Origin of the sequence: Paenibacillus doosanensis (genome assembly GCF_025060755.1) — a bacterium.
Lineage (GTDB): Bacteria > Bacillota > Bacilli > Paenibacillales > NBRC-103111 > Paenibacillus_S > Paenibacillus_S doosanensis.
This window is the reverse complement of record NZ_JANYUY010000025.1, coordinates 39,484-60,041: the sequence shown is the minus strand read 5'-3', so window position 1 is coordinate 60,041 and position 20,558 is coordinate 39,484. Positions and strand designations below refer to the sequence as shown.

The following is a 20,558-nucleotide window of genomic DNA, read 5'->3' as shown; positions in this document are numbered from 1 at the left end:
CCTAATTGTATATCACTGACAGTAGATGTCAACGATCGCCTGCTACAATGACTGTATCCTTGCGGATTACCGGAAAGAAGAAGAAGGTGAAGTAATTGAAAAGAATCCAAACGTGGCTCGGCACTCATCGCACCGCGCGGCTCCTGCAGACTGCCGCTATTTTGCGCAGCATGTGCCAAGGCATCGGCGTGGTAGCCTTGACCTTATATTTGAAAGAGCTCGGCTGGAGCGGCGGCGCCGTCGGGGAGCTTCTGGTGGCAGCGGGCTTGTTCAGAGCGGTGATGGCCGCCTTCGCCGGAGAGTTGAACGCGTTTCTCGGACCCAAGCGGTATATGCTTCTATGGGAGACGGTCCTTGCCGTCTCGCTGCTTGCCATCACCTGGACGGCGAACCCGGCCGCGTTGTGCTGCGCCGCCGTGGCGTCCGGCTTCGGACGCGGTCACGCCGGATCGGGCGGTCCCTCCGCGGCGGTCGAGCGCAAATGGCTGATCGCCTGCTCGGGCAAAGCCTATTCCCGCGCTCTCGGCGTGCATGCCTTCGCCGGTTATATCGGCATGGGAGCGGGCGCAATGCTCGCCGCTCTCACACCGCTCTGGCAGCATGCGCTGCCGGGCGCAATGCAGTTCCGCCCCCTGTTCGCCGCGGCGTTTGCGCTCGCGGCGGGCTGCACGCTCGTCATCGCCGCCATTGCCGGAGGCGAGCGCAAAGCTGCCGCTCCGGCCGGCGCCCGAACGCCGAAGCGTATGGGCGCGCCGGGTGCAGACGGCACCGGAGCGGCGCCGGCGAAGCCGTTATCCGGCTTCGTTCATCTGCTCAACGGCATGGCGGCCGTTATGGCGACGACGCTGACCTCCTACTGGCTGTCCGCCAAATTCGGCGCTTCTCCGGAGATGATCAGTCTCGTATTGGCCGCTTCGTACGGCGGCGCGGCGGCATCCGCGCTGCTGAATATCCGCCTCGCCGAACGCGTCGGGACGCACCGGACCGTCGTCTGCATGCAGCTCGGCGGCATCGTCTTCGCGCTGCTGCTCCCTTGGTCGCCGTCGTTCGGACTGGCGGCGCTGCTCGTAGCCGGCTGCACGGCATGCAATTTGGGCACGCGCGCCAGCCGGACGGATGCGGCTGTGCAGACCCGGACGGAGCGAGGGCAGACAAGCGCGCAGCTGTGGCTCTACAGAGCCAAGAGCCTGCTGCTGCGCTTCGGCATCCTTCTGTGGCCGGGGGCCTTCGGGCATATGATCGACCGCGGCCATTGGGCGCTGCCCTTCTATATCGCGGCCGCCGTCCAGCTCGCAACGACATGCTGGTATATCCGCAGCCATGACCTCCGCTCTCCGCCGCGTCGGTCCGAACCCGCAGCGGCGGCCCCAACCGAAGGCGCAGACCGGGCAGACGCCGCAGCCGAACCTCCTGCCGAGACGATGCCCGGGGCAGGGAACGTTCCCCTCAAATCCGGAACTTAACCGGATTTGCATCTCCAAACGCCTCTACGCCGGGTGCCGCGCCAACGTCAAATAGCCGTCCGAATCCATCATTCCGGACGGTTATTTCTTCAAGCTCTTGTGCGCCGAACGCTGCATTCGCTTACGCCATGCCTTTCGTTTTGCGGCCGCGGCGCCGTCAATTTCGATTTCGTTGTCCGCAATCAACGGAATGTTACATAATCCATTGAGATCAACCTAGCCTGCGGATATGTCCCGGCCGAAACCCGTACATTTGGGTATGGGGAGGGAATCGGATATAGGATTCCGACCGTACTCCCTCTTGGATCTACCTCGAGCTCTTGCGCTTCCCTTTGCCGGCGCCCGGCTATACCATGCCTTCTTCCTCCACGGCAAATTCGAAGTCGTCGAGATCGAACACTTGAACCGGAATTTCCGCTTCGATAATTTTTTCGATAAGCTCCAACTGGTCCGTCATAATCGGCGCCTGCGCGCGCATCGCGGTCAAGATAAGCTCCGTCTCGATAGGATCGAACGCTTCACCATACTCCTCGTTGTCGAAGGAATTGACCATCGTCAGCGTCACATGATCGCTAAGCGGCATGGGCGGGCTTTGCGTCCAAGGCACCGTCAGCGCTTTCTCGATTTTTTTGCGGTTCAGCGGCTCCTCCAGAAGTTCTATAAGCTCTTTGATTTTGGTTCTGACGTGGGTCTCATCCTTGGCGTCCGGCATGATCGGCTCGGGCGTATCCTTCAGTTCATACAACTCCCGTATCGTAGTATAAGGAATAATATATTCCACCGGCTGGCTAGGAACGAGCATCTCTCCGTAAACCGCCAGCATAACAGCTTCAATGACAAATTGTTTGCGCATCCGCTCCGCTCCCTCTCTTCTCTTATAAGGGTGGTGATTGAGCCCTTGTCCTGCGGTCGGTAGAAGTTTCACTCGCTGTTCCCACTTTCTACCCGCTCTCCGGCCATTTTTCACCACGCCTCTATATCATCGTAGTTAATACTTAAATACTAATTATAGCATGATTGCCGCCCACATACACCCGGGATGCGCCGCTCTCTGCGGGCGCTTTTCGTAAATCGCGGCTTCTTTCCCTCATTACGTTGTATCGTGCGGCACGTTGGAGCGCGCAAAACAGGAACAAATCCCCCAAAAGCCATCCATGCCGCCGACGCGGCACCACAGACAATGGAAATGGGGTACCAAGAGTAATTTCCAGGGTAGTGACGTGATGCTCTGAAGCTTATTACGTGCAAAATCCAAGCCCCTTTGGCCTCCAGCTCCTGAACGCCCGCGCGCAGGACAGGCAATCCCAATATATTCATCGGCTGTTACTATATGAACCGAATATTTCTATGGCAGAGCAGCCTTGCTGTAAAGATTAAGCATTCCTTCAGCGTATCCTCAGCTTCCGTTCAGCTTGGCTGCCGATCTATAAGTGCAGGTCCGGTCTCCAAGCACCGTCCCTATCATAAGAAGGAGTGAACTCACATGAACATCTCATCGGCTTCCCTATCCTCCCTGTCGTCTTCCTCGTACTCGGCAAGCGGCTCCAGCGACACCTCTTCCCTCGAGAAGCAGAAGGAGAAGCTGCAGTCGCAGCTGGATCAACTTACCAAAAGCGGCAGCTCCAAGGACAATGAGAAGCAAATCCGCCAGCTCCAGCAGCAAATTCAGCGAATCGAGCAGCAAATCGCGCAGAGCCAGGGCCAAAGCCAAACAAGCGCGGCCGCCCAAGGCGCGCCCCAGCAGCCCCCTGCAGGAGGCACTCCGCCGCAAGGAGCAGGCTCGCCGCAGGGCCAAGCTCTCGGTCAAAACCGGGCGTCCGGCAGCTCCACGATCGATATTCGCATTTAGCGCCATGACGAATCGGACTCCTGGTAAAAGCCCCAGGTTACCGGGAGCGGCCTAAACCGGAAAACTGGTTCTAACGTCCCGGCATGTGAACCAATCCCCCAAAAGTGACGTGAATGCTCTGAAGCTTATTCCGTCCGCATCCAGCCTAGGCTGGATCGGCGTCTAACCAATCCGCCGGGATCGTTCTATGGGTAGACATTCCTTTCGGGGGAGACCCCGGATTTCCACAGGATATGGCTGCGCATCATTTCCTAAACAAAAACAAAAATCGCCCCCGTATCCGGTCTTTATCCGGACATCAGGGGCGATTCTCTTATTTTGAGGAGGCCGCAGCTCTCTTAAATCCCCGCTTTGCGGGCTATAGACTCCATCGTTTTTTGGCTTTCATGCATAATCCGCTCTTCGTCGAGCGTCAATACTTGACGGTTTTTCATGACGATCTTGCCGTCGATGACGACATCCTCCACATCGCGGCTCGTGACCGACTCCACGATCGTATTGATCAGGATGCGCGTCGGCGTTATATGCGGCTGATCGATGTCGATCAAAATCAGATCGGCTTTCTTGCCGGTTTCGACCGTTCCGATTTCATGGGCAAGCTGCATGGCGCTGGCTCCGCCGATCGTAATCATCTTCAGCAGCTCGTCGGCCGGCATCACGAGCGGATCGAACACCGGCAATCCCCAATAAGCATGTATGCCCGAGCGGAATACTCGCATTTCATCGAACAAGCTTAAATTCGAGCCCGACGCCCCGTCGCTGCCCATACCGATCGACATACCCATCTCGATCATGCGCGGCGTTTTCGGGAAGCCGTGGGAGTTGAAGTTGGCGCGCGGGCAGTGCACGATTTTGACGCCGCGTTCCTTCAATATTTCCAGCTCATGCTCCGAATAGACGACGTTATGCGCCGTCAGCAAATTCGGTCCGAGCGCGCCGAGCGATTCGAGATACTCGACCGGACGCTTCCGGTAGCGCTCCAGGCAGTAGCGGACTTCGTCGCGATGCTCGGCCAGATGCATATGCAGCCCGGTATTGTACCGGCGCGCCATCTCCGCCGCCGCTTGAATCAGCTCCGGCGAACAGGACATGACCTGGCGAATGCCGAACCAGATATGGACCCGGTCGTCGCCGGCCCCGTTATACGTACGGTACAGCCACTCGTTGTTGTCGATGATCTGCTCCATCGGCTGCTTCATCGTATCCGGCAAAAAATCGCCGATATCGATGCAAGAACGAGTGATCGCCGCCCGCATTCCCGATTGCACCGCCGCTTCGGCGACCTGATGCATATGGACGCCGCCGGCATCGGCGAAGGCGGTCGTTCCCGACTTGATCATCTCCAGGCAGCTCATCTCGGCGCTGACCCGCACGTCCTCTTCATTCATATTGCCTTCGAACGGAACGAGAATGCGCGACCAGATCATCGGCAGCTCGTCCATCGTCCGCCCTTTAAGCAGCTGCTGGCAAGTATGCGTATGGGCGTCGACCAGCCCGGGCATGCACAGCTTGCCTTTGCCCGATAACGTCTCTGCCGGCTCATATTTGGCCGCCAGTTCTGCGCTCGGTCCGATCTCCACAATGCGCGAGCCGTCAATAGCTATAGCGCGGTTATCTTCGATAGTAAACTCTGGCGTCATCACGCTGCAGTCTTTGATCAACAAATCGCATTTCATGTTATCACCTTTTTTCTATGCCTGCTTCCGTATCATTTGACTCCGCCCTCAGTCAGACCTCTGACGATAAACTTCTGGAAGAACAACACCAGTAGCAGCACCGGCAGACTGCCGACGATTCCGGCGGGAAACATGATTTCGTAGGCGACCCGGTCTTCCCCGATAAATTCCGCCATTCGGACAGACAATGTTTTCACATTCATATTGGTCATGGCGCTGGCGAACAAAAATTCGTTCCACGCGCCCATAAATACAAAAATCCCCGTCGTGACAAGCCCTCCCATAGACAAAGGCAGCACGATTTTGCGAATGATCTGCAAGCGGGTGCAGCCGTCCAGCTTCGCCGCTTCTTCAATCTCGTAAGGAATGGAGACGATGAAAGCACGGAACATCCACACCACATAAGGCAGCGAAAAGCTGATGTAAGTCAGAATCAAGCCCTGGTGCGTATACAGCAGCCCCGTCATCCGCATGATCATAAACAGCGGTATGAGCAGCGCCATGTGCGGCAGCATCTGCGAGGCCAGCACCGTCAGAAAGAACGCGTTTTTGCGCGGAAATTGAAAGCGTGCGAACGCGTAGGCGCCCAACGAGCCGATCGTCAAGGAAATCGCGGTCGTAAAGCCCGACACGATGAAGCTGTTCAGCATGGCGGATGTGAACGATTTCTCCTTCAGCAGCTGAATATAGTATTTGATCGTCCATTCGCTCGGCCATACTTTCGGAGGATTGCTGAACAAATCTAGCGGAAGCTTGAAACTGGATAAGAGCAGCCATAGGACGGGAAACAAGATAAAGATCATCAATAAGATCGAGATCATCACCTGAACCGCTTTTTTCGCGTACTTCACACTCGAAAACATCCTCTCGTTTGAGAATAATTGCCGGAGCTTCAAGGAAGGACGGAATCCCCAGGACCTCCTACCCGGAAATTCCGTTCCTCCGCCTAAGCCGGTCTGACGCAGGTTAAAGCCTCACAAGAGGTTACTTGCTTTTGCCGATCATCGCCAATATTTTTTGCTCCGCATCGTTCAGCGCTTGCTCCGGCGTTGTTTTGCCGAGGAGAGCGGCCAATAGGTTGCGGGACAGCTCGTCGGTAATTTTCGTCGCCTGCTCATGACGGAACAGACCGAACGGATACTGCATTTGCTCCGGCAGCAGCGCATAGTTCGGGTACTTCTCCTGCAGCTCCGCATCCTTCACCACGGCGTCGTCGCTCGGAATTTTGCCGTTCGCCAGCGACATTTTCTTTTGCTGATCGGCGCTCGTTACAAATTTGATATATTCCATCGCCCATTCTTTTTTCTTCGAGGAAGCCGGAATCGCAAGGCCGCCGGTTTCGCCGTAAGAAGCGGTTTTCAATTTGCCGCCCGGGATCAGCGCCACGCCCATTTCGCCGACAACCTTCGATTTTTCTTTATCGTTGGACATTGCGAGCGTCTGCGGCGTATTCATGTTCATCGCAATTGTGCCCTGAGTCAGCACTTCGGCCATCGCGCCGGAGCTTGTAAACTCCTTGGACTGCGGGCTCATAATGTTATGCTTCAGGTTCATATCGACCATCGTCTGCAGCGCCGCCAAGCCTTCCGGGCTGTTGAAGCTCGGGCGGTCGTTTTGATAATCCCAGAACTCGCCGCCGTTTGCGCGCAGATGAACGATGAAGCTGGAGTAGGACAATATGCCGCCCCAGGATTCGGCGTAAGGAGATACTTTATCCGACTTGATTTGCTTGGCGACGGTGATCAGCTCGTCCCATGTTTTCGGCGGGTTCTGCATCAGCGTCTTGTTATAGTAGAACTGCCACAGCCATACGTAGCGCGGAATCGCGTACTGCTTGCCCTTGTAGGACATCGCTTCCATCGTCTGCGGATTGAGCCGTTTTTTCATATCGTCGGTCACATAAGAGTCGAGCGGCTCCAGGAAGCCCTTGGAAGCGAACTCGGTCGCCCAGTCGTCGCGGACGTGGATGACGTCGTATTCGCTGTTGCCGGCCGTGAACGAAACGAATACTTTGTCGTGAAGCTGCATGAACGGAACCGTTTCATACTTGACCTTAATGCCGGTCGCTTTCGTAAATTCCTCATTTTGCTGCTTCCAGAACGGCTCGTCCAAATAGAGGACGGTAATTTCCTTGTTCTCTTGACCTGCTTTGCCGGCAGTCCCGGCTTGATCGGCCGATGCCCCGCATCCGGCCAGCATCGAGGCGGACAATGCGCCTACGACTCCCAGCTTCAACCATTTAAAATGCTTGTTCTCCATGATTGGTTCCCCCTGTTTTTTAATCGTTTTTGCCTATTGTTTTTAAGTAAACTGCGGTAAAAAGCAGTGTACAAAGCGTAATGAAGAACGCCAGCGCCGAGCCGTAGCCCATATCGAAGTTGCGGAACGCTTGCTCGTAGGCGTAGACGTTAATGACCATCGTTTTATCCAGCGGGCCGCCTTGCGTCAGCACCCAGATAATGTCGAACGCGCGCAGCGCCCACATCGTTTCCATCACGAACAGAACCATCAGCACCGGCCGCAGCGAAGGCAGTGTAATATGGAAAAAGCGCTGAATCGTTCCGGCGCCGTCCACTTGCCCGGCATCGTAGAGTTCCTTGGAGATCGTCTGCAGTCCCGCCAGCAAAATAAGGGCCGCGAACGGAACGCTCTTCCATATATCGGCGATAATGACGGCGCCGAGCGCCGTCGAGCCTTCGGCGAGCCAAGATTTGTATTCGTCGATGAGGCCCAGCTTCTGCATCAGCTCATTAATAATCCCGTTGTTGCCGTTGTACATCCATTTCCACATCAGCCCGTTCACGACGTTGGATAAGGCCCAGGGAATCAGAAAAATGCGTTTGAAAAACTCGCCTCCCCAAATGCCGTGGAAAATCGTCAGCGCGATGCCGAAAGCGATAAAGAGCGTGCCGGCCACCTTGACGACCGTAAATAAGAAGGTTTGCAGCAGCACGTTAGGTATTCTGGCGTCCTGAACGAGCTTGATGTAGTTATCCGCCCCTACGAAGGTAAAATGCGCATGCCCGGAGACGAACTCCATCTTCGTAAACGAGAGGAACAAGGCGTAAGCCATAGGGAACAAGATCGTCAGCGCGAGCAAAATATAAGTCGGCGTCAAATAAACGCCGGCCGCAGCCGAATCCGACATCCGGTCAAAGCGGGTTAACCATCCCGGGCTAGGGGCGGCCTTACTGGGCTTGCTCATGGGTGTAATCCTCCTTCATTATCTGCTAAAAGCTTGATCGACCCGGCTGAGAAAACGGGAGACGAAACGTTCGGCGTCGACGGTCATACATACCCTCGTGTTGGGCTTGTCCGGGGATTCTCTATGCAAATCCTCGGTCGTGCGGCCAAGCGCATCTTCCTCCAGATCGACCTTGATGTGCATCGGGATCGTATGAACCAGCTCGGGATGCACCGCAACGCCGACGGCCAGCGGATCGTGCAGCGCGCAGCCCTTTAAGTACGGATGATATTTGCGGTAGGCTTGCATGTAAAATTCGGTAAATTCGGCAAAAAGCAAACTGCACGGCGTGTTCATCTCCCGCCAGCGTTCCACCTCTTCCTGCCGCAGCAGCATTTTCCTCGTCACATCGAGACCGACCAGCGTAATCGGCAGCTCGGAGGCAAACACGAGGTCCGCCGCATGCGGATCGATGATAATATTCGCTTCCGCGAATTTGCTCGCGTTCCCCGGCGTCGCCACCGCTCCGCCCATCGTCACGACGCGGCCGATGCGGCCGACAATATCCGGCGCCTTCCGGACGGCCAGCGCCAAATTCGTCAAAGGCGCCGTCGTCACGAGCGTCAGCTCGCGGCCGTGCTCGCGCGCCTGCGCGATAATGAAATCGACGGCATGCATATCCGCCGCCGCCCGTTCAGGCTCGCGGACCGCCGTATTGCCGAGCCCGTCGGTTCCGTGGAACGTTCCGCTGTACTGGCGGGTTCGGACTAGCGGCGCTTCGGCGCCCCGGAACACCGGAACGTCGCACTTCAAATGCTCCAGAACGAGCAGCGTGTTGCGCACCGAGCAGTCTACGGGAGCCATGCCGTAGGTCGTCGTGACGCCGAGAAATTCGATCTCGGGCGAGGCTGCGGCGTAGGCGATGGCTAACGCATCGTCGATGCCCGTATCTACGTCCAAAATCAATTTACGCATGTAATAAATTCCTCCTTTAATTGTTCTCTTTTCAAGGACGTTGTTCTTGTTAACTCTCAAAAAAAATTTACAACGCTCCGAGTCTCTGAGAAATCAGCTTCGCCGCATTTTGGCATTGCTGCAGCAATTCATCCGTTATTTTACTCATCCTAAATTCCAGACCCGAAATGGACAGCCCGGCGATAACCTCTCCCGTATGATCGCGGATCGGCACGGCAATGCCCATACCGCCCAGGGAAAAATCGTTGGATGAGATGCAGTATCCCTGCTCTCTTATCGTCTGCAGATGATCGAGCAGCTCGGACGGATCGACGATCGTATACTCGGTATATTTTTGCAAGCCCCCGGAAATGATCTGGTTAATCTTGTCCGGCGGCAAATTCGCCATCAATATTTTGGTCGTGGCTCCTGCATGCAGGGACACCCTTTTGCCCAGCGGAGATGTATATCGCACGCTCTGCGAGCTTTCGACCTTCTCGATACAGATGCCTTCGAGCCCGTCGATAATCATCAGCATGACGGTTTCTCCCGTGCTCTCGCACAGCTTCTCCATAATCGGCTTCGCCACCGTACGCAAGCTCATCCGGTTGGCCACGATCGTTCCCAGCTCAAAGAGCTTGATGCCGAGCGTGTATTTCTGGGTCACCGGGTTCTGAATGACGAATCCGCGATGCTCCAGCGTAACCAGCATTCGATGCACGACGCTTTTATATAAGCCCAAGTGCTCCCCAAGCTCGGTAACTCCCCATTCCGGCTTTTCGGCGGTAAAGCATTCAAGCATTCTTAATATCCGATCTCCGGTTTCTAGAATAGCGGTTTTTTTGACATGGTTTGCCATGGCTACGACCTTTCGTACCGCAAATAAGAACGGCGTTCTATTTTTCTCAAGATTTATTATATATCATTTTATGTCGAACGCAATCATTTTTTGGAAGAAAAATTTAAGGCTTCCTTAACATAAATCTTGGTTGAATTCAGGTTGTCATGTCCCATGATTTGCGACAAGCGATGCAATGCGGTATTTGCTGCCATGACATAGCCGAATCGGTGGCGCAAATCGTGGGCGCGCAGCCCTTCAATCCCTGCGGCTTTCATATACTTTTGAATCAAATGGCGCAACGCTCGCTCCGTTAGTCGCGTGCCTGTTTTCTCCGATGGAAAAAGATACGAAGCGTCAGAGGAGAGCGTTGCCAAATAATTGTCCAAAGCAGCTCTGCACGCAGCATTCAAAGGAACTTCGCGTAGTTTAATCCGTTTCCCCGATCGAACGGTAAGATAACTGCCGCGTTCACTGATTTGAATATCCCCAGGGGTTAAATCACAAACTTCCATAGGCCGCAAGCCGGTGTTAAGCATCACGGATACTATGGTCCGATCCCGGAGGGAGCCGTATCGCTCGGTTGCAGCAATCAATGCCGCTTCTTCTTGGTCGGTCATCTGTCTCGGGCTCGCCTTTTCTTCCGGCACCAGTTTGACCGGCTTGGACGGGTCGCGGTTAAGTTTGGCTTCCGAAACGGCCCATTCGAAAAATCGTTTCAGCGCAACAAGCCGGCGATTAATCGTGGCCGGCTTTAATTGCATGGTTCCAAGCATGGCTTCCCGATAACGTATTAATGTTGGGGTAGCCACATCTTCAATTCGAAAAGTCATTCCTTCCCCCGAGTGATCGGCCGTTTCAAACCAGGCAATAAAATGCCTTAAGTCACTCGCATATTCCTTCAGTGTTTTGGGACTCAAGCCTTTATGTGCGGAGAGAACATGGATGAAGTTTTTAATCATCTGCCCACCCTGTATCGAAATCCGGATCGCTTCTTTCATTAGTAACCTCCAAAAGTCTCCTTGACTTACATTAGCGGACATGGTAATCTTATCTTAACCGAAACATTAGCGGACATCAACGACAAATTTTGAAATATCTAATGATCGTGTTAATACGTTCTTTGGAGGAATTTCATGCAAACAGGTACAGTTAAATGGTTTAATGCTGAAAAAGGTTTCGGTTTTATCGAAATCGAAAACGGGAATGATGTATTTGTCCATTTCAGCGCAATTGAGGGAGAAGGTTATAAATCGTTGGATGAAGGTCAACGCGTCCAGTTTAATGTGACCCAAGGTAATCGGGGGCCGCAGGCTGAGAATGTCGTTAAAGTGTATTAATTTCTTTAAAGCTGCTCAAAGTATGAGTAGCTTTTTGTTTATTTTTGCCGGCCATTACAGTACGAGCGCTGCCATTTTTTTGCAACTCCAATAATATAAAAGCGAGGTATCCCAAATGAACAAGGATCAACTGGTGGAAGAAGTTGCGAGATCCAGCGGCTTTTCAAAAAAGAACGCAGAAAAAGCGGTGACGCATGTACTGGACTCGATTTTTGCCGCTTTAAAGCAGGGAAAAGAGGTCAAATTAGTTGGCTTCGGTAAATTTGATGTCCGCAGTCGCGAAGCGCGTAGGGGGATAAGCTCCAAAACAGGCGAAGAAGTGGAGCTCCCGGCGGGGAAAGTCCCTATATTCACGGCAGGCGTCGATCTGAAAAAAGCTTTAAATCAGGACTAAAAATGCTAATTTAAAAAAGATGGGGCAACCATCAGAAAAGTGGTTTTTTATCAAAATAATTACACAAGATACGAATGCCGATGTCGTTTTTTCTTCAATTGACGACATTATTCGTTTTTATTCCAACAAACAGAGTCCGCAAAGAAAGTTGGACGAATTGAACCATTTCGAGAATCATGTCAGCAAGGAAGGGACGGCGGGGAAATGATTATTTACAACCGGCCTATAAAAACTACGGATAAAAATTATTGGTTGATCATGATTTCCTGCGTATTTACTTCGTTTATTTTTACCGTTTGGGGGGGATGCCTTTTGCTTGGATGCCTCCTTTACATTGCCTTTTCGAAACGAAGAATTAAAGGGCTATTGGGGAATTACGGCAATTCCCTGCTGCCTGCGCTTTTCAAGAAAAGGGGACTGCGATGAAATCGCTGCAAGAATTCACTCGTTGGAAAAAAGACGTGGCTTCTCATTGTAAAGCGGATTTAAGGAAAAGCATCTGGCAATTGATTAATAGCATCGTACCTTTTATTCTGCTCTGGGGTCTTGCTTACGCCAGTCTGGGGATTTCGATTTGGATAGCGCTGGCGCTGGCGATACCGGCTGCCGGATTTCTGATTCGAATCTTTATTATTTTCCACGATTGCTGTCATCAGTCGTTTTTCAAGGAAAAAAAGGCAAATGAGATTATCGGAACGATAACAGGAATCTTTACCTTCTTCCCATTTGGTCAATGGAAAAATGAGCATTCCGTTCATCATGCGACAAGCGGGAATTTATCCCGCAGAGGCACAGGGGATATCTGGACGTTAACTACCAAGGAATATGCGGCGCTACCCCCTTGGAAACGTCTTGGATACCGGTTATACCGTAATCCGCTGGTTATGTTCGGACTTGGCCCCGTATTTCTTTTTATGATTGAATATCGAATGAATCGGAAGGGCGCCAAACGAAAAGAACGCATAAGCACGTACTTCACAAACGCCATACTGGCCGGTTTGATGGGGCTGCTCTGCTGGACGCTGGGCTGGAAAGAGGTTCTCTTGGTGCAAGGGTCGATTCTATACCTGTCCGGCGCTGCGGGCATCTGGCTATTTTATGTGCAGCACCAATTTGAGGATACGTATTACGAGCATGCGGATGAATGGGATTATGTCAGCGCGGCAATACAAGGTAGCTCCTATTATAAACTGCCCAGACTTTTGCAATGGATGACCGGGAATATTGGCTTTCATCATATTCACCATCTGGTTCCCCAAGCTCCAAATTATCACTTGCAACGCATACATGAGAGCAGTGCCGCTCTGAAGAACGTTCCTGCCATTGGATTTCGATTGAGTTTACAAGCGCTTCGATATCGGTTGTGGGACGAAGAAAGCAAACGTTTTGTAGGGCTGAGGGCAATAAAGCTGTAAACCATCGGCAGACCGGGGAGAACCGAAATCATTAACTGCGCAAGCAAATAACCTGCAATCCGCTCGTAGCGGAGCTGCAGGTTCTTTGTTTCACCGATGGAGCGGAGAAACCCCGTATACAAAGGCGACCGCTTGCGCTGTTCCAGCTTTTCTATCGACTCTTCGGCCACTTTTCATGCACTCGTCTATTCCTCCCCCGCCTCCCCTTCTCCGCCGCTTCCTTCCCGCAGCCGCAGCCTGAACTCCTTCGGAGAACACGGGTTGTACCGCCGGAACATCTTATAAAACTGGGCCACATTCGGAATTCCTACGCTGCAGCCGATTTCGGCAATGCTCAAATCCCGGGTCAGCAGCATGCCTTCGGCCAGCTTGATCCGCTTGAAGTTAACATAATCGAGGAAAGTTACGCCCATCACCTTTTTGAAATATTTCACAAAGTAGTGATAGCTCAAATTCAGCAGCCGGCAGACGTCATGCACGGAAATTTTCTCCGCGATATGCGCATCCACATAGTTAAGCACCGGCTTCAGACGGATGATCTCGACATCATCGGAGCCTTTGAGCAGCGCCCGCTTATCGCAGCGCACGAGCAGCAGCATCAAGCTTCTCACCGAGATGGCGATCGCCATTTCATACCCTCTCCGCTTGGTCTGCATCTCCGCGAAGATGTGCATGACCAGTCTATGAGCCTCGCGGCGGGCGTCCGGGTCCGTCCTGAAGATGTAATTCAAGTCGTCGAGCGGATTGGTCAGCTCGGAGAAGCCGTGCAGAAACGGCAGCGTGCTTTGATCCAAATATTGCGTCAAGCTCACCTGCAGCACCACATACCGGATAGGATTTGCGGAAGGCCGGTCGGTCCGGTGCAGCTGGGACGAGCCGATCAAGAACACATCCCCGTCCGCCAAAGGAACCGTTTCGCGCTTCGTGTACATGACCATATGGCCGCAGTCGACCGCAACGAACTCCACTTCCTTATGATGATGCCAATTTCCAATAAGGACGGAATTGCGCTTCAGCTCCCATACTTTCAGGAACAGCAGCGGGTTCTGATAGATGACCAGCTCGTTAATCGCTCCGGACATCGCTTCGATAGGCTTTTGCATTAGGCTTCATACCTCCCGGCGGAATTTCAGCACGACTCTAATGACAATTTTGAATAAAGATTGATTAAAAATTAGAATATCATTTTCATGCCCCGGTTTCTATAATTTACCTTAATGGAATCGTTTACAAAATCGTTCATTGGAGGTCTTAGGGTCATGTTAATAATAAAAAGAACATGCAACACGCTGCTCAGTCTCATTCTGCTGACGGGAGCGCTCGCCGGCTGCAGCACCAAAGATACTGCCCCGGAAGAGGCTACGGCGAAGGAGAAAACCGACAATACCGATCCGGTAACCGTAACATTCGGCATCCGTCCAAGCTATATGACCGACAGCGAAATCCAGCGCTACGTCATTGATCCCGTAAAAAAGAAATACCCGTATATTACCGTCGACATCGTGAAGCTTGACGATAAAAACAATTCCTTCGATAAGCTGCTCGCCGCGGACGCTCTGCCCGATATTAACGTAACGAACTCAGTGACGCTCCAAGGCACGAAGCTGCTCGGCATTCAGCAGGATTTGACCGATATCATTAAGGAAAACGGTTACGACTTAAGCCGCATTCAATCCGAACTGCTCGATACGATCAAGGCGAATAATCAGACCGATTATCTCGTCGGCCTGCCTTATTACGTCCAGTTCAATGCGCTTTATTACAACAAGGATATATTCGATAAATTCGGCGTACCGTATCCGAAAGACGGGATGACCTGGTATGAGGCGACCGAGCTCGCCAAGCAGTTGACAAGACAGGATAACGGCGTTCAATACCGCGGCTTCGAGCCGGATTCGGTCTACCGGCCCGCGTCCCAGCTGTCCCTGCCGCTGATCGATCCGTCCACGTACAAATCGATTGTCGATACGGATCAGTGGAAAACCGTGCTAGAGATGGTGAAGAATATCTATAGCATTCCGGGCAACAACAAGGTTCAGCCGTTCAGCTCGGGCGTCAACAGCTTCATCAAAGACCGTACGATCGCTATGTTGGCCGGCTTAAACAATCTCGGCCCGTTATCCGACGTAAAGAACGATTGGAATAATTGGGACTTCGCCTCTTATCCCGTATTTCCGGAAAGGCCTGGCATAGGGACGCAAGCGGATTTTCATCTGATGCTGCTATCCCCGTCCTCCAAAGTGAAGGACGCTGCCTTCAAGGTGATGACGACGATCCTCTCCGATGAAGTGCAGCTGGATATGGCGCATATGGGCAAAGGCTCCGTGCTGAAGGATAAGAAGTTCCAGGATGAATTCGGCCGGGATCTGGACTTCCTCAAGGGCAAAAACATTCAGGCCATATTCGCAACCAAGCCCGCTCCGGCATTCCCGCCGACCGAATTCGCGAGCGCCGCTTTTAATAGAGTAACCGATCTGATGAAGGCGATCATGAAGGACAATCTCGATGTCAATACGGCGATGAGGCAGTATAACGAAGCGATGGATAAATTCATCGAGGAGAACCGGAATCATTAGCTGCGCAAGCAAAGAACCTGCAAATCCGCTCGTAGCGGAGCTGCAGGTTCTTCGTTTATGGGCGGCGGCGTTACTTGCCGACGATTTCTTCCCACTTCTTCTTCAATTCGTCGTAGCCTTGCTCCGGAGTGATCTTACCGAAGCCGATCTGCTGCGAAATTTTGTTATATTCGCTGGCGAAGCTGCCGTAGCCCTTCGGTCTGCTGTAGAAAGGGCTGGCTATCGGAGCCGCTTTTTCAATCAGGTCGACTTGCTGTTTCTCTACATCGCTGTAGGTCGGGCTTAACGCATCGGACACTTTCTTGGAAACCTGCGGCCCGCGGCTTAAGCCGAGAATTTTGCCAGCTTCCTGATCGTTAATAAACCAGTCGATAAACTTCTGCGCTTCTTCGGCGTATTTGGAATCCTTCGATACGGCGAAAAATTGCGCCGGCAGCAGGAAGGAACCGGATTGCTTGGCGCTTGGAGCGACCATCAGGCCGAACTCGCCCGGTTTCACGCCGTCGATCGCGCCAAGGCTCGCCGCATAGCCGCGCTGCACCATAATCGTGCCGTTCAGCAAATTATCGAGCTTCGGATCATTCTCTTTGTTCGCCACCGTTACGTCGATCGGCGGCACGATGCCTTCCTTGCGCAGCTCGGCGAACAGCTCGTTAAACTTCACGAACGTATCCTTGTCGATATTGAACTTGCCTTCGGCGTTATTGGCCAAGCCCTTCCCTTGAGCGGCCTGGTAAATTTCGTACTTGTCGATTTCCACCTGGTTGACGCCTACGGACATATCCTGCAGCAAATATTTACCCTTTTCCAGCTTCGGCTTTACATCCCGCGCAAGCTGTATGAGCTCGTCCCATGTAAAGCCTTTATCCGGTACTTTAATTCCGAGCTTATCGAACATCACCTTGTCGTATTGAAGCGCGATAGCGTTGCCGCCGATCGGCACGGCGTACTGCTTGCCTCCGACATTGCCGACCTTGGCCAGCTGCGGATCGATATCCGCCATATTGATATCGCTTCCCAGCTCCATCAATTGTCCGCGTTGGGCGTACTCCAGCAGGTTGTTCGTATCGATCTGCAAAATATCCGGCAAATTCCTTGCCGCAGACAGCGTGCCCATCTTGGTCCAGTACGTATCGAAGCCCATATAATCCGGCTCGAAGGCAATGTTCGGATGCAGCTTGCTGTAAGCGTCCAATGCCTTCAAAGTCGCGTCATGTCTAACCTGAGACCCGGCCCATGTAATTTTCAGTTTAATTTTGGGGTCCGCATTTTTTTTATCCGAAGCCGCCTCATTCCCCGCGCCGCAGGCGGACATCAGAAGCGCCATGCTGACGGCGGAAAGCAATACTGCCTTTTTCCTGCTTACAAGCTTCATATCAACCATCCCTTTTCCATTAGTGTCTTGTGCTTACTTAAATTATAAAAGTGCGGCAAGGCGATGGATATGACATAAACCTACAAAAGTTTGCAGAAAACAACAAATTCCGTATTTTCTTAAATTAATTTATTAAATCCGTCGGATTATAACCCGTTATTTTTTTAAACTGCGTGCTGAAATAAGAAATACTGTTGTAGCCGACTTTCTCGGCCACTTCGTAAATATACAGATTGCCTTCCAGCAGCATGCCCTTGGCTTTCTCCATGCGAATGCGCGTAACATATTGGTTGAACGTTTCCTGCATGACGTTTTTGAAAATTTGCCCCAAATAATTTTTCGATATTTGCACCTTATCCGCAAGCAAACCGAGCGTAATATCCTCCATATAATGCTCGTGAACGAATTGAATGACGAATTCGACCACCTTGCGGTGCCGCATATTCTCGCTCATATGGGTGCTGTGAATAATCGTCGTCACGATCGTCTCAAGCCACGGCTCCAGTGCGCCCGACGTTTCCGGCACCGGCTCGAAAGCCGGATAAATTTGCTTCAGATCTACGCCCACATCATATAGGGAATAAGCGATAATCGCCCACAGCTCCCCCGCCAGCAGCTTCATATCCGCTTTGGCGAATGGACTGCGCTCGGCTATATAAGTCCGCACCAAGGCCTTGGCCTGCTCTTCCTGGGCGTTCCGTATCGCCTCGGCGAGCTGATGATAGAAGCGGACGGAGCGGCCGGCCGCCCCTTCCGGGCTCGGCCCCCCTTCTTCCGGCAGTTGTCTCAAAGCTTGGGAAGCGGATTCGAACGATTCGCAAATGCGGTTCCAATCGTCCTGAACCGTGCCGATTCCTGCGGCCGTATGCAGCTTCAGATGCTTGGCCAGACTCGTCGCTATGCTCTCTTGGGCTGGCACTGCCTGCTTCGGAAGCGAGCCTGCATCCGCGCCTCGTTCATCCGAATGGAGGATGAGAGCGAACTGCCTTCCGTTCATCTGCACGTAATCGTAATCGAGCGCCTGCTGCTCGACCAGCTCTTGAACGATATTTTGCACGGCGAATTGCATCACGCCGCGGTCGAACGCGTACCAATTATCGAGCCCTTCGCTTTCCAGCAGCTCCAGACAGAGGACAAGATGAGTCTGACGCTCCCACTTGGCCGCCTTCAGCTTGATCAATTCCAGATCCATAACATCCTTGGCAGCACTTCCGACCAATACGGACTTCAGCCATTCTTTGACGATATACGGTTCGAACACGCGTATTTTCTTATCGGCATCCTCATTCTCCGAATGACGCATTTTTTCTTCGCTCAGCCTGCCGATCGTTCGGCCCATCACGGTCATCAACCCTTCAATCGTGATCGGCTTGCTTAAATAATCGTCGACCTCCAGCCGCAGCGCCTGACGGGCGTATTCGAAATCGGAGTAGCCGCTCAAGATAATGAACTTGCCTTGATACTTCCGCTCGCGCAGCTTCTCGATCATCTCAAGCCCATTCATCACCGGCATATTAATATCGGTAATGACGATATCGGGCCGATGCTCCAGCACCCATTCCACTCCCTGGCTGCCGTCCAGGCATTGCCCCGCCCATTCGGCGTTCAGCTCATGCCACGGGATCGACTCGCGCATCCCTTCCAGCAGCGAAGGATCGTCGTCAATGATCGCTATTTTCCACATGATCGGCTTCGTCCTTTCCTTGGTTGTTCGAGGCAAGCTTGGGGATTCGCAGCGTGACCTGCGTGCCCTCGCGCCCTAATCCTTGGATATCCAATTGATAATGATGCTCAAAAAACGCGTCCAGCCGGGAACGGACATTGCCGATGCCGTAGCCGCCGGACGTCTTCTTGCCGATGGTCTGCGCATAGCCCAAGCCGTTTCCGTTGTCGGTAATAGTAACGAGGAGCCAGCCGTCCTCGACCTCCACGCCGATCGCAATAGCTCCGTGCTCCCGTTCGTGAAAACCGTGCTTGATGCAATTCTCCACAAAAGGCTGCAGTGTCATCTTAGGAATATAAAGCTCAAGCGCTTCTTCGGAGGCGTCCACCCGGTAATGAATTTTGCTGTCGCCAAGACGAGTGCGCTGAATCTGCAAATAATATTCGACGAAATCGAGCTCCTGCGATACCGGGATCAGCGACTCTCCGCCGGACAAGCCGATTCTCAGCATCCGTCCGGTCATATCGAGTACCCGGCTCATACGGGAATTGCCGTCTTTGATCGCCATCCAATTGAGCTGATCCAAGGTGTTGTACAGAAAATGCGGGTTGATCATCGCCTGCAGCGCCTTGATCTCCGTCTCCTTCTTGCGCCGGTATTGCTCTTCCAACGAGACCAGCAAATCCTTGATTCTTCCGAGCAGCCTGTCGTACCCGGTGAACAGCTGGCCGAATTCGTTGTTGTAATCCCGAGGCAGCTTCGGATTCAGATCCAGCTCGGGATAGCGGTTCATGCTCTGCAGCAGCAAGTAGATCGGCTTGTTGTACATCCGGGTCAAGTACAAGCTGATCAGCAGCACCGCCACAATCGATACCGCGCCGATCGCGCACAGCACGCCGATCATCGACCAGCTGTCCTGCGCCAGCAGGTGCCACGGGGTAATTTCCGTCACGATCCAGCCCGAGCGCGTCATTTGAGAGGAGACGATCAAAGCTTTTTCAAATGAAAGCAGCTGTTTCACCGAGCTGGTTTGATGGGCTTCGCTCAGCCCGTCGACGCTTCTCACAATATTTTGGTAATCCGTTTCGTTCAGCACGATGCCGGGATTGCCGGCCTGGACGATTTTGCGGCCGCTCGAATCGAGCAGCAGCCTTAGGGACTGAAGCCCCTGCTCTCCGAGCATATCCTGAATCGTCGAAGCCTTGATGTTAATGAGGATGACGCCGGCATAATCGCCCGAGATGGAGGTCAGCTTGTGGGCAAAGCTCGCTACGGGAATGACTCCGTTCTGCGTCTGGGCGTTATGCTCCCCGATCCAGACGAAATCGCTTTGCATAACCAGATCGCTCCACGGCTCCTTGTTCATTTCTTCCAGCTTCAAATACATGATCGGGCCAATCGTATTAATGGAAGGCGGAGCCCCGATATACACATGGATGCTGTCGATGACAGGCGAGCTGAACGCGGCGCGAAGCAGCGAAGAGGTTACCCGCTCCTCCAGCGTATGGCGCTCGTACGGATCGGCCGGATTGCCGAGCAAATTGATCATATCCTGGTTGCGGGAGGCGGACAGGGAGATCGATTCGATAAAATTGAACTGCGACTGCAAATGATCGTTCAGCCCTACCAGCATCTTCTCCTGGTAAGACGCGGCGGTTTTCACAATCGATTTCATCGAGAAGTGGTAGCTCGTCCAGACAATGATCATAAGCAGCAAAATAACGAACACCGTAAAGCTGCCGAAATATAAATAGCGAATCGGATATTTTTTGAACAATCGCTCCATTGTAGTCACCTCTGCAGCTTGTGCGGTACTGGTACGCTTAAGGCA

The 20,558-nt window shown here is 52.9% G+C and carries 18 protein-coding genes; 6 read left to right on the top strand and 12 right to left on the bottom strand.

Annotated elements, in window-relative coordinates:
- The first annotated feature begins 95 nt into the window (after window positions 1–95).
- Entirely contained in the window at window positions 96–1,463 is a 1,368-nt protein-coding gene (locus tag N0M98_RS18435; RefSeq protein ID WP_259618777.1) for an MFS transporter, read from the top strand.
- 346 nt (window positions 1,464–1,809) lie between these two features.
- On the opposite strand, the gene N0M98_RS18430 is transcribed toward N0M98_RS18435, so the two are convergent.
- Window positions 1,810–2,316, bottom strand: a complete 507-nt coding sequence (locus tag N0M98_RS18430; RefSeq protein ID WP_249865491.1) for an ADP-heptose synthase — start codon at window positions 2,314–2,316, stop codon at window positions 1,810–1,812.
- Between the two features lie 630 nt (window positions 2,317–2,946).
- Between N0M98_RS18430 and N0M98_RS18425 the strand changes: the two genes are divergently transcribed.
- Window positions 2,947–3,312 carry a FlxA-like family protein gene (locus N0M98_RS18425; protein WP_249865492.1) on the top strand — a complete coding sequence of 122 codons (366 nt, stop codon included), beginning with the start codon at window positions 2,947–2,949 and terminating at the stop codon, window positions 3,310–3,312.
- Between the two features lie 338 nt (window positions 3,313–3,650).
- On the opposite strand, the gene N0M98_RS18420 is transcribed toward N0M98_RS18425, so the two are convergent.
- The 7 genes from N0M98_RS18420 to N0M98_RS18390 form a co-directional block, all read right to left on the bottom strand.
- On the bottom strand, window positions 3,651–4,988 hold the full coding sequence (locus N0M98_RS18420) for an amidohydrolase family protein (RefSeq protein WP_259618776.1): 1,338 nt from the start codon (window positions 4,986–4,988) through the stop codon (window positions 3,651–3,653).
- A gap of 32 nt (window positions 4,989–5,020) precedes the next feature.
- Window positions 5,021–5,839, bottom strand: coding sequence for a carbohydrate ABC transporter permease (locus N0M98_RS18415; RefSeq protein WP_249865494.1), 819 nt, complete (start codon window positions 5,837–5,839; stop codon window positions 5,021–5,023).
- A 133-nt stretch (window positions 5,840–5,972) separates the two neighbouring features.
- A complete protein-coding gene (locus N0M98_RS18410; protein WP_259618775.1) occupies window positions 5,973–7,247 on the bottom strand; it encodes an ABC transporter substrate-binding protein in 1,275 nt (424 codons plus the stop codon).
- A gap of 19 nt (window positions 7,248–7,266) precedes the next feature.
- On the bottom strand, window positions 7,267–8,193 hold the full coding sequence (locus tag N0M98_RS18405; RefSeq protein WP_249865496.1) for a carbohydrate ABC transporter permease: 927 nt from the start codon (window positions 8,191–8,193) through the stop codon (window positions 7,267–7,269).
- Window positions 8,194–8,211: 18 nt separating this feature from the next.
- The gene (locus N0M98_RS18400) at window positions 8,212–9,147 is read right to left on the bottom strand and encodes a nucleoside hydrolase (protein WP_259618774.1); all 936 of its coding nucleotides are present in this window, start codon (window positions 9,145–9,147) and stop codon (window positions 8,212–8,214) included.
- Window positions 9,148–9,214: 67 nt separating this feature from the next.
- Window positions 9,215–9,985: an IclR family transcriptional regulator gene (locus tag N0M98_RS18395; RefSeq protein ID WP_249865498.1), complete on the bottom strand. Its 771-nt coding sequence runs from the start codon at window positions 9,983–9,985 to the stop codon at window positions 9,215–9,217.
- Window positions 9,986–10,068: 83 nt separating this feature from the next.
- The gene (locus N0M98_RS18390; RefSeq protein WP_259618773.1) at window positions 10,069–10,965 is read right to left on the bottom strand and encodes a tyrosine-type recombinase/integrase; all 897 of its coding nucleotides are present in this window, start codon (window positions 10,963–10,965) and stop codon (window positions 10,069–10,071) included.
- A gap of 135 nt (window positions 10,966–11,100) precedes the next feature.
- On the opposite strand from N0M98_RS18390, the gene N0M98_RS18385 reads away from it, so the two are divergent.
- The 3 genes from N0M98_RS18385 to desA all read left to right on the top strand — a co-directional run bounded on the left by N0M98_RS18385 (window position 11,101) and on the right by desA (window position 13,113).
- On the top strand, window positions 11,101–11,304 hold the full coding sequence (locus N0M98_RS18385; RefSeq protein WP_249865500.1) for a cold-shock protein: 204 nt from the start codon (window positions 11,101–11,103) through the stop codon (window positions 11,302–11,304).
- A gap of 115 nt (window positions 11,305–11,419) precedes the next feature.
- Complete coding sequence (locus N0M98_RS18380; RefSeq protein ID WP_259618772.1) at window positions 11,420–11,698, top strand: HU family DNA-binding protein; 279 nt, start codon at window positions 11,420–11,422, stop codon at window positions 11,696–11,698.
- 422 nt (window positions 11,699–12,120) lie between these two features.
- Entirely contained in the window at window positions 12,121–13,113 is a 993-nt protein-coding gene (gene desA / locus N0M98_RS18375) for a Delta(5) desaturase DesA (RefSeq protein ID WP_259618771.1), read from the top strand.
- A gap of 185 nt (window positions 13,114–13,298) precedes the next feature.
- Here the strand turns inward: desA and N0M98_RS18370 are convergent, their stop codons facing one another.
- Entirely contained in the window at window positions 13,299–14,216 is a 918-nt protein-coding gene (locus N0M98_RS18370) for a helix-turn-helix domain-containing protein (protein ID WP_259618770.1), read from the bottom strand.
- Window positions 14,217–14,372: 156 nt separating this feature from the next.
- On the opposite strand from N0M98_RS18370, the gene N0M98_RS18365 reads away from it, so the two are divergent.
- Complete coding sequence (locus N0M98_RS18365) at window positions 14,373–15,689, top strand: ABC transporter substrate-binding protein (protein ID WP_249865503.1); 1,317 nt, start codon at window positions 14,373–14,375, stop codon at window positions 15,687–15,689.
- 70 nt (window positions 15,690–15,759) lie between these two features.
- On the opposite strand, the gene N0M98_RS18360 is transcribed toward N0M98_RS18365, so the two are convergent.
- From N0M98_RS18360 to N0M98_RS18350, 3 genes are all read right to left on the bottom strand, one after another.
- Window positions 15,760–17,064, bottom strand: a complete 1,305-nt coding sequence (locus N0M98_RS18360; protein WP_259618769.1) for an ABC transporter substrate-binding protein — start codon at window positions 17,062–17,064, stop codon at window positions 15,760–15,762.
- A gap of 124 nt (window positions 17,065–17,188) precedes the next feature.
- Window positions 17,189–18,748, bottom strand: a complete 1,560-nt coding sequence (locus N0M98_RS18355; RefSeq protein ID WP_259618768.1) for a response regulator transcription factor — start codon at window positions 18,746–18,748, stop codon at window positions 17,189–17,191.
- Window positions 18,726–20,513, bottom strand: coding sequence for a cache domain-containing sensor histidine kinase (locus N0M98_RS18350; protein WP_249865506.1), 1,788 nt, complete (start codon window positions 20,511–20,513; stop codon window positions 18,726–18,728). The genes N0M98_RS18355 and N0M98_RS18350 overlap by 23 nt, the downstream gene beginning before the upstream one ends.
- Window positions 20,514–20,558: the final 45 nt, after the last annotated feature.

Excerpts from the sequence above, each read along its gene's own strand:
- N0M98_RS18420 (WP_259618776.1), bottom strand. The coding sequence starts at position 4,988 with ATGAAATGCGATTTGTTGATCAAAGACTGCAGCGTGATGACGCCAGAG.
- N0M98_RS18425 (WP_249865492.1), top strand. The coding sequence starts at position 2,947 with ATGAACATCTCATCGGCTTCCCTATCCTCCCTGTCGTCTTCCTCGTAC.
- N0M98_RS18350 (WP_249865506.1), bottom strand. The coding sequence starts at position 20,513 with ATGGAGCGATTGTTCAAAAAATATCCGATTCGCTATTTATATTTCGGC.
- N0M98_RS18385 (WP_249865500.1), top strand. The coding sequence starts at position 11,101 with ATGCAAACAGGTACAGTTAAATGGTTTAATGCTGAAAAAGGTTTCGGT.
- N0M98_RS18355 (WP_259618768.1), bottom strand. The coding sequence starts at position 18,748 with ATGTGGAAAATAGCGATCATTGACGACGATCCTTCGCTGCTGGAAGGG.
- N0M98_RS18360 (WP_259618769.1), bottom strand. The coding sequence starts at position 17,064 with ATGAAGCTTGTAAGCAGGAAAAAGGCAGTATTGCTTTCCGCCGTCAGC.
- N0M98_RS18390 (WP_259618773.1), bottom strand. The coding sequence starts at position 10,965 with ATGAAAGAAGCGATCCGGATTTCGATACAGGGTGGGCAGATGATTAAA.
- N0M98_RS18410 (WP_259618775.1), bottom strand. The coding sequence starts at position 7,247 with ATGGAGAACAAGCATTTTAAATGGTTGAAGCTGGGAGTCGTAGGCGCA.
- N0M98_RS18365 (WP_249865503.1), top strand. The coding sequence starts at position 14,373 with ATGTTAATAATAAAAAGAACATGCAACACGCTGCTCAGTCTCATTCTG.
- N0M98_RS18370 (WP_259618770.1), bottom strand. The coding sequence starts at position 14,216 with ATGCAAAAGCCTATCGAAGCGATGTCCGGAGCGATTAACGAGCTGGTC.
- N0M98_RS18430 (WP_249865491.1), bottom strand. The coding sequence starts at position 2,316 with ATGCGCAAACAATTTGTCATTGAAGCTGTTATGCTGGCGGTTTACGGA.
- N0M98_RS18405 (WP_249865496.1), bottom strand. The coding sequence starts at position 8,193 with ATGAGCAAGCCCAGTAAGGCCGCCCCTAGCCCGGGATGGTTAACCCGC.
- N0M98_RS18395 (WP_249865498.1), bottom strand. The coding sequence starts at position 9,985 with ATGGCAAACCATGTCAAAAAAACCGCTATTCTAGAAACCGGAGATCGG.
- desA (WP_259618771.1), top strand. The coding sequence starts at position 12,121 with ATGAAATCGCTGCAAGAATTCACTCGTTGGAAAAAAGACGTGGCTTCT.
- N0M98_RS18380 (WP_259618772.1), top strand. The coding sequence starts at position 11,420 with ATGAACAAGGATCAACTGGTGGAAGAAGTTGCGAGATCCAGCGGCTTT.
- N0M98_RS18400 (WP_259618774.1), bottom strand. The coding sequence starts at position 9,147 with ATGCGTAAATTGATTTTGGACGTAGATACGGGCATCGACGATGCGTTA.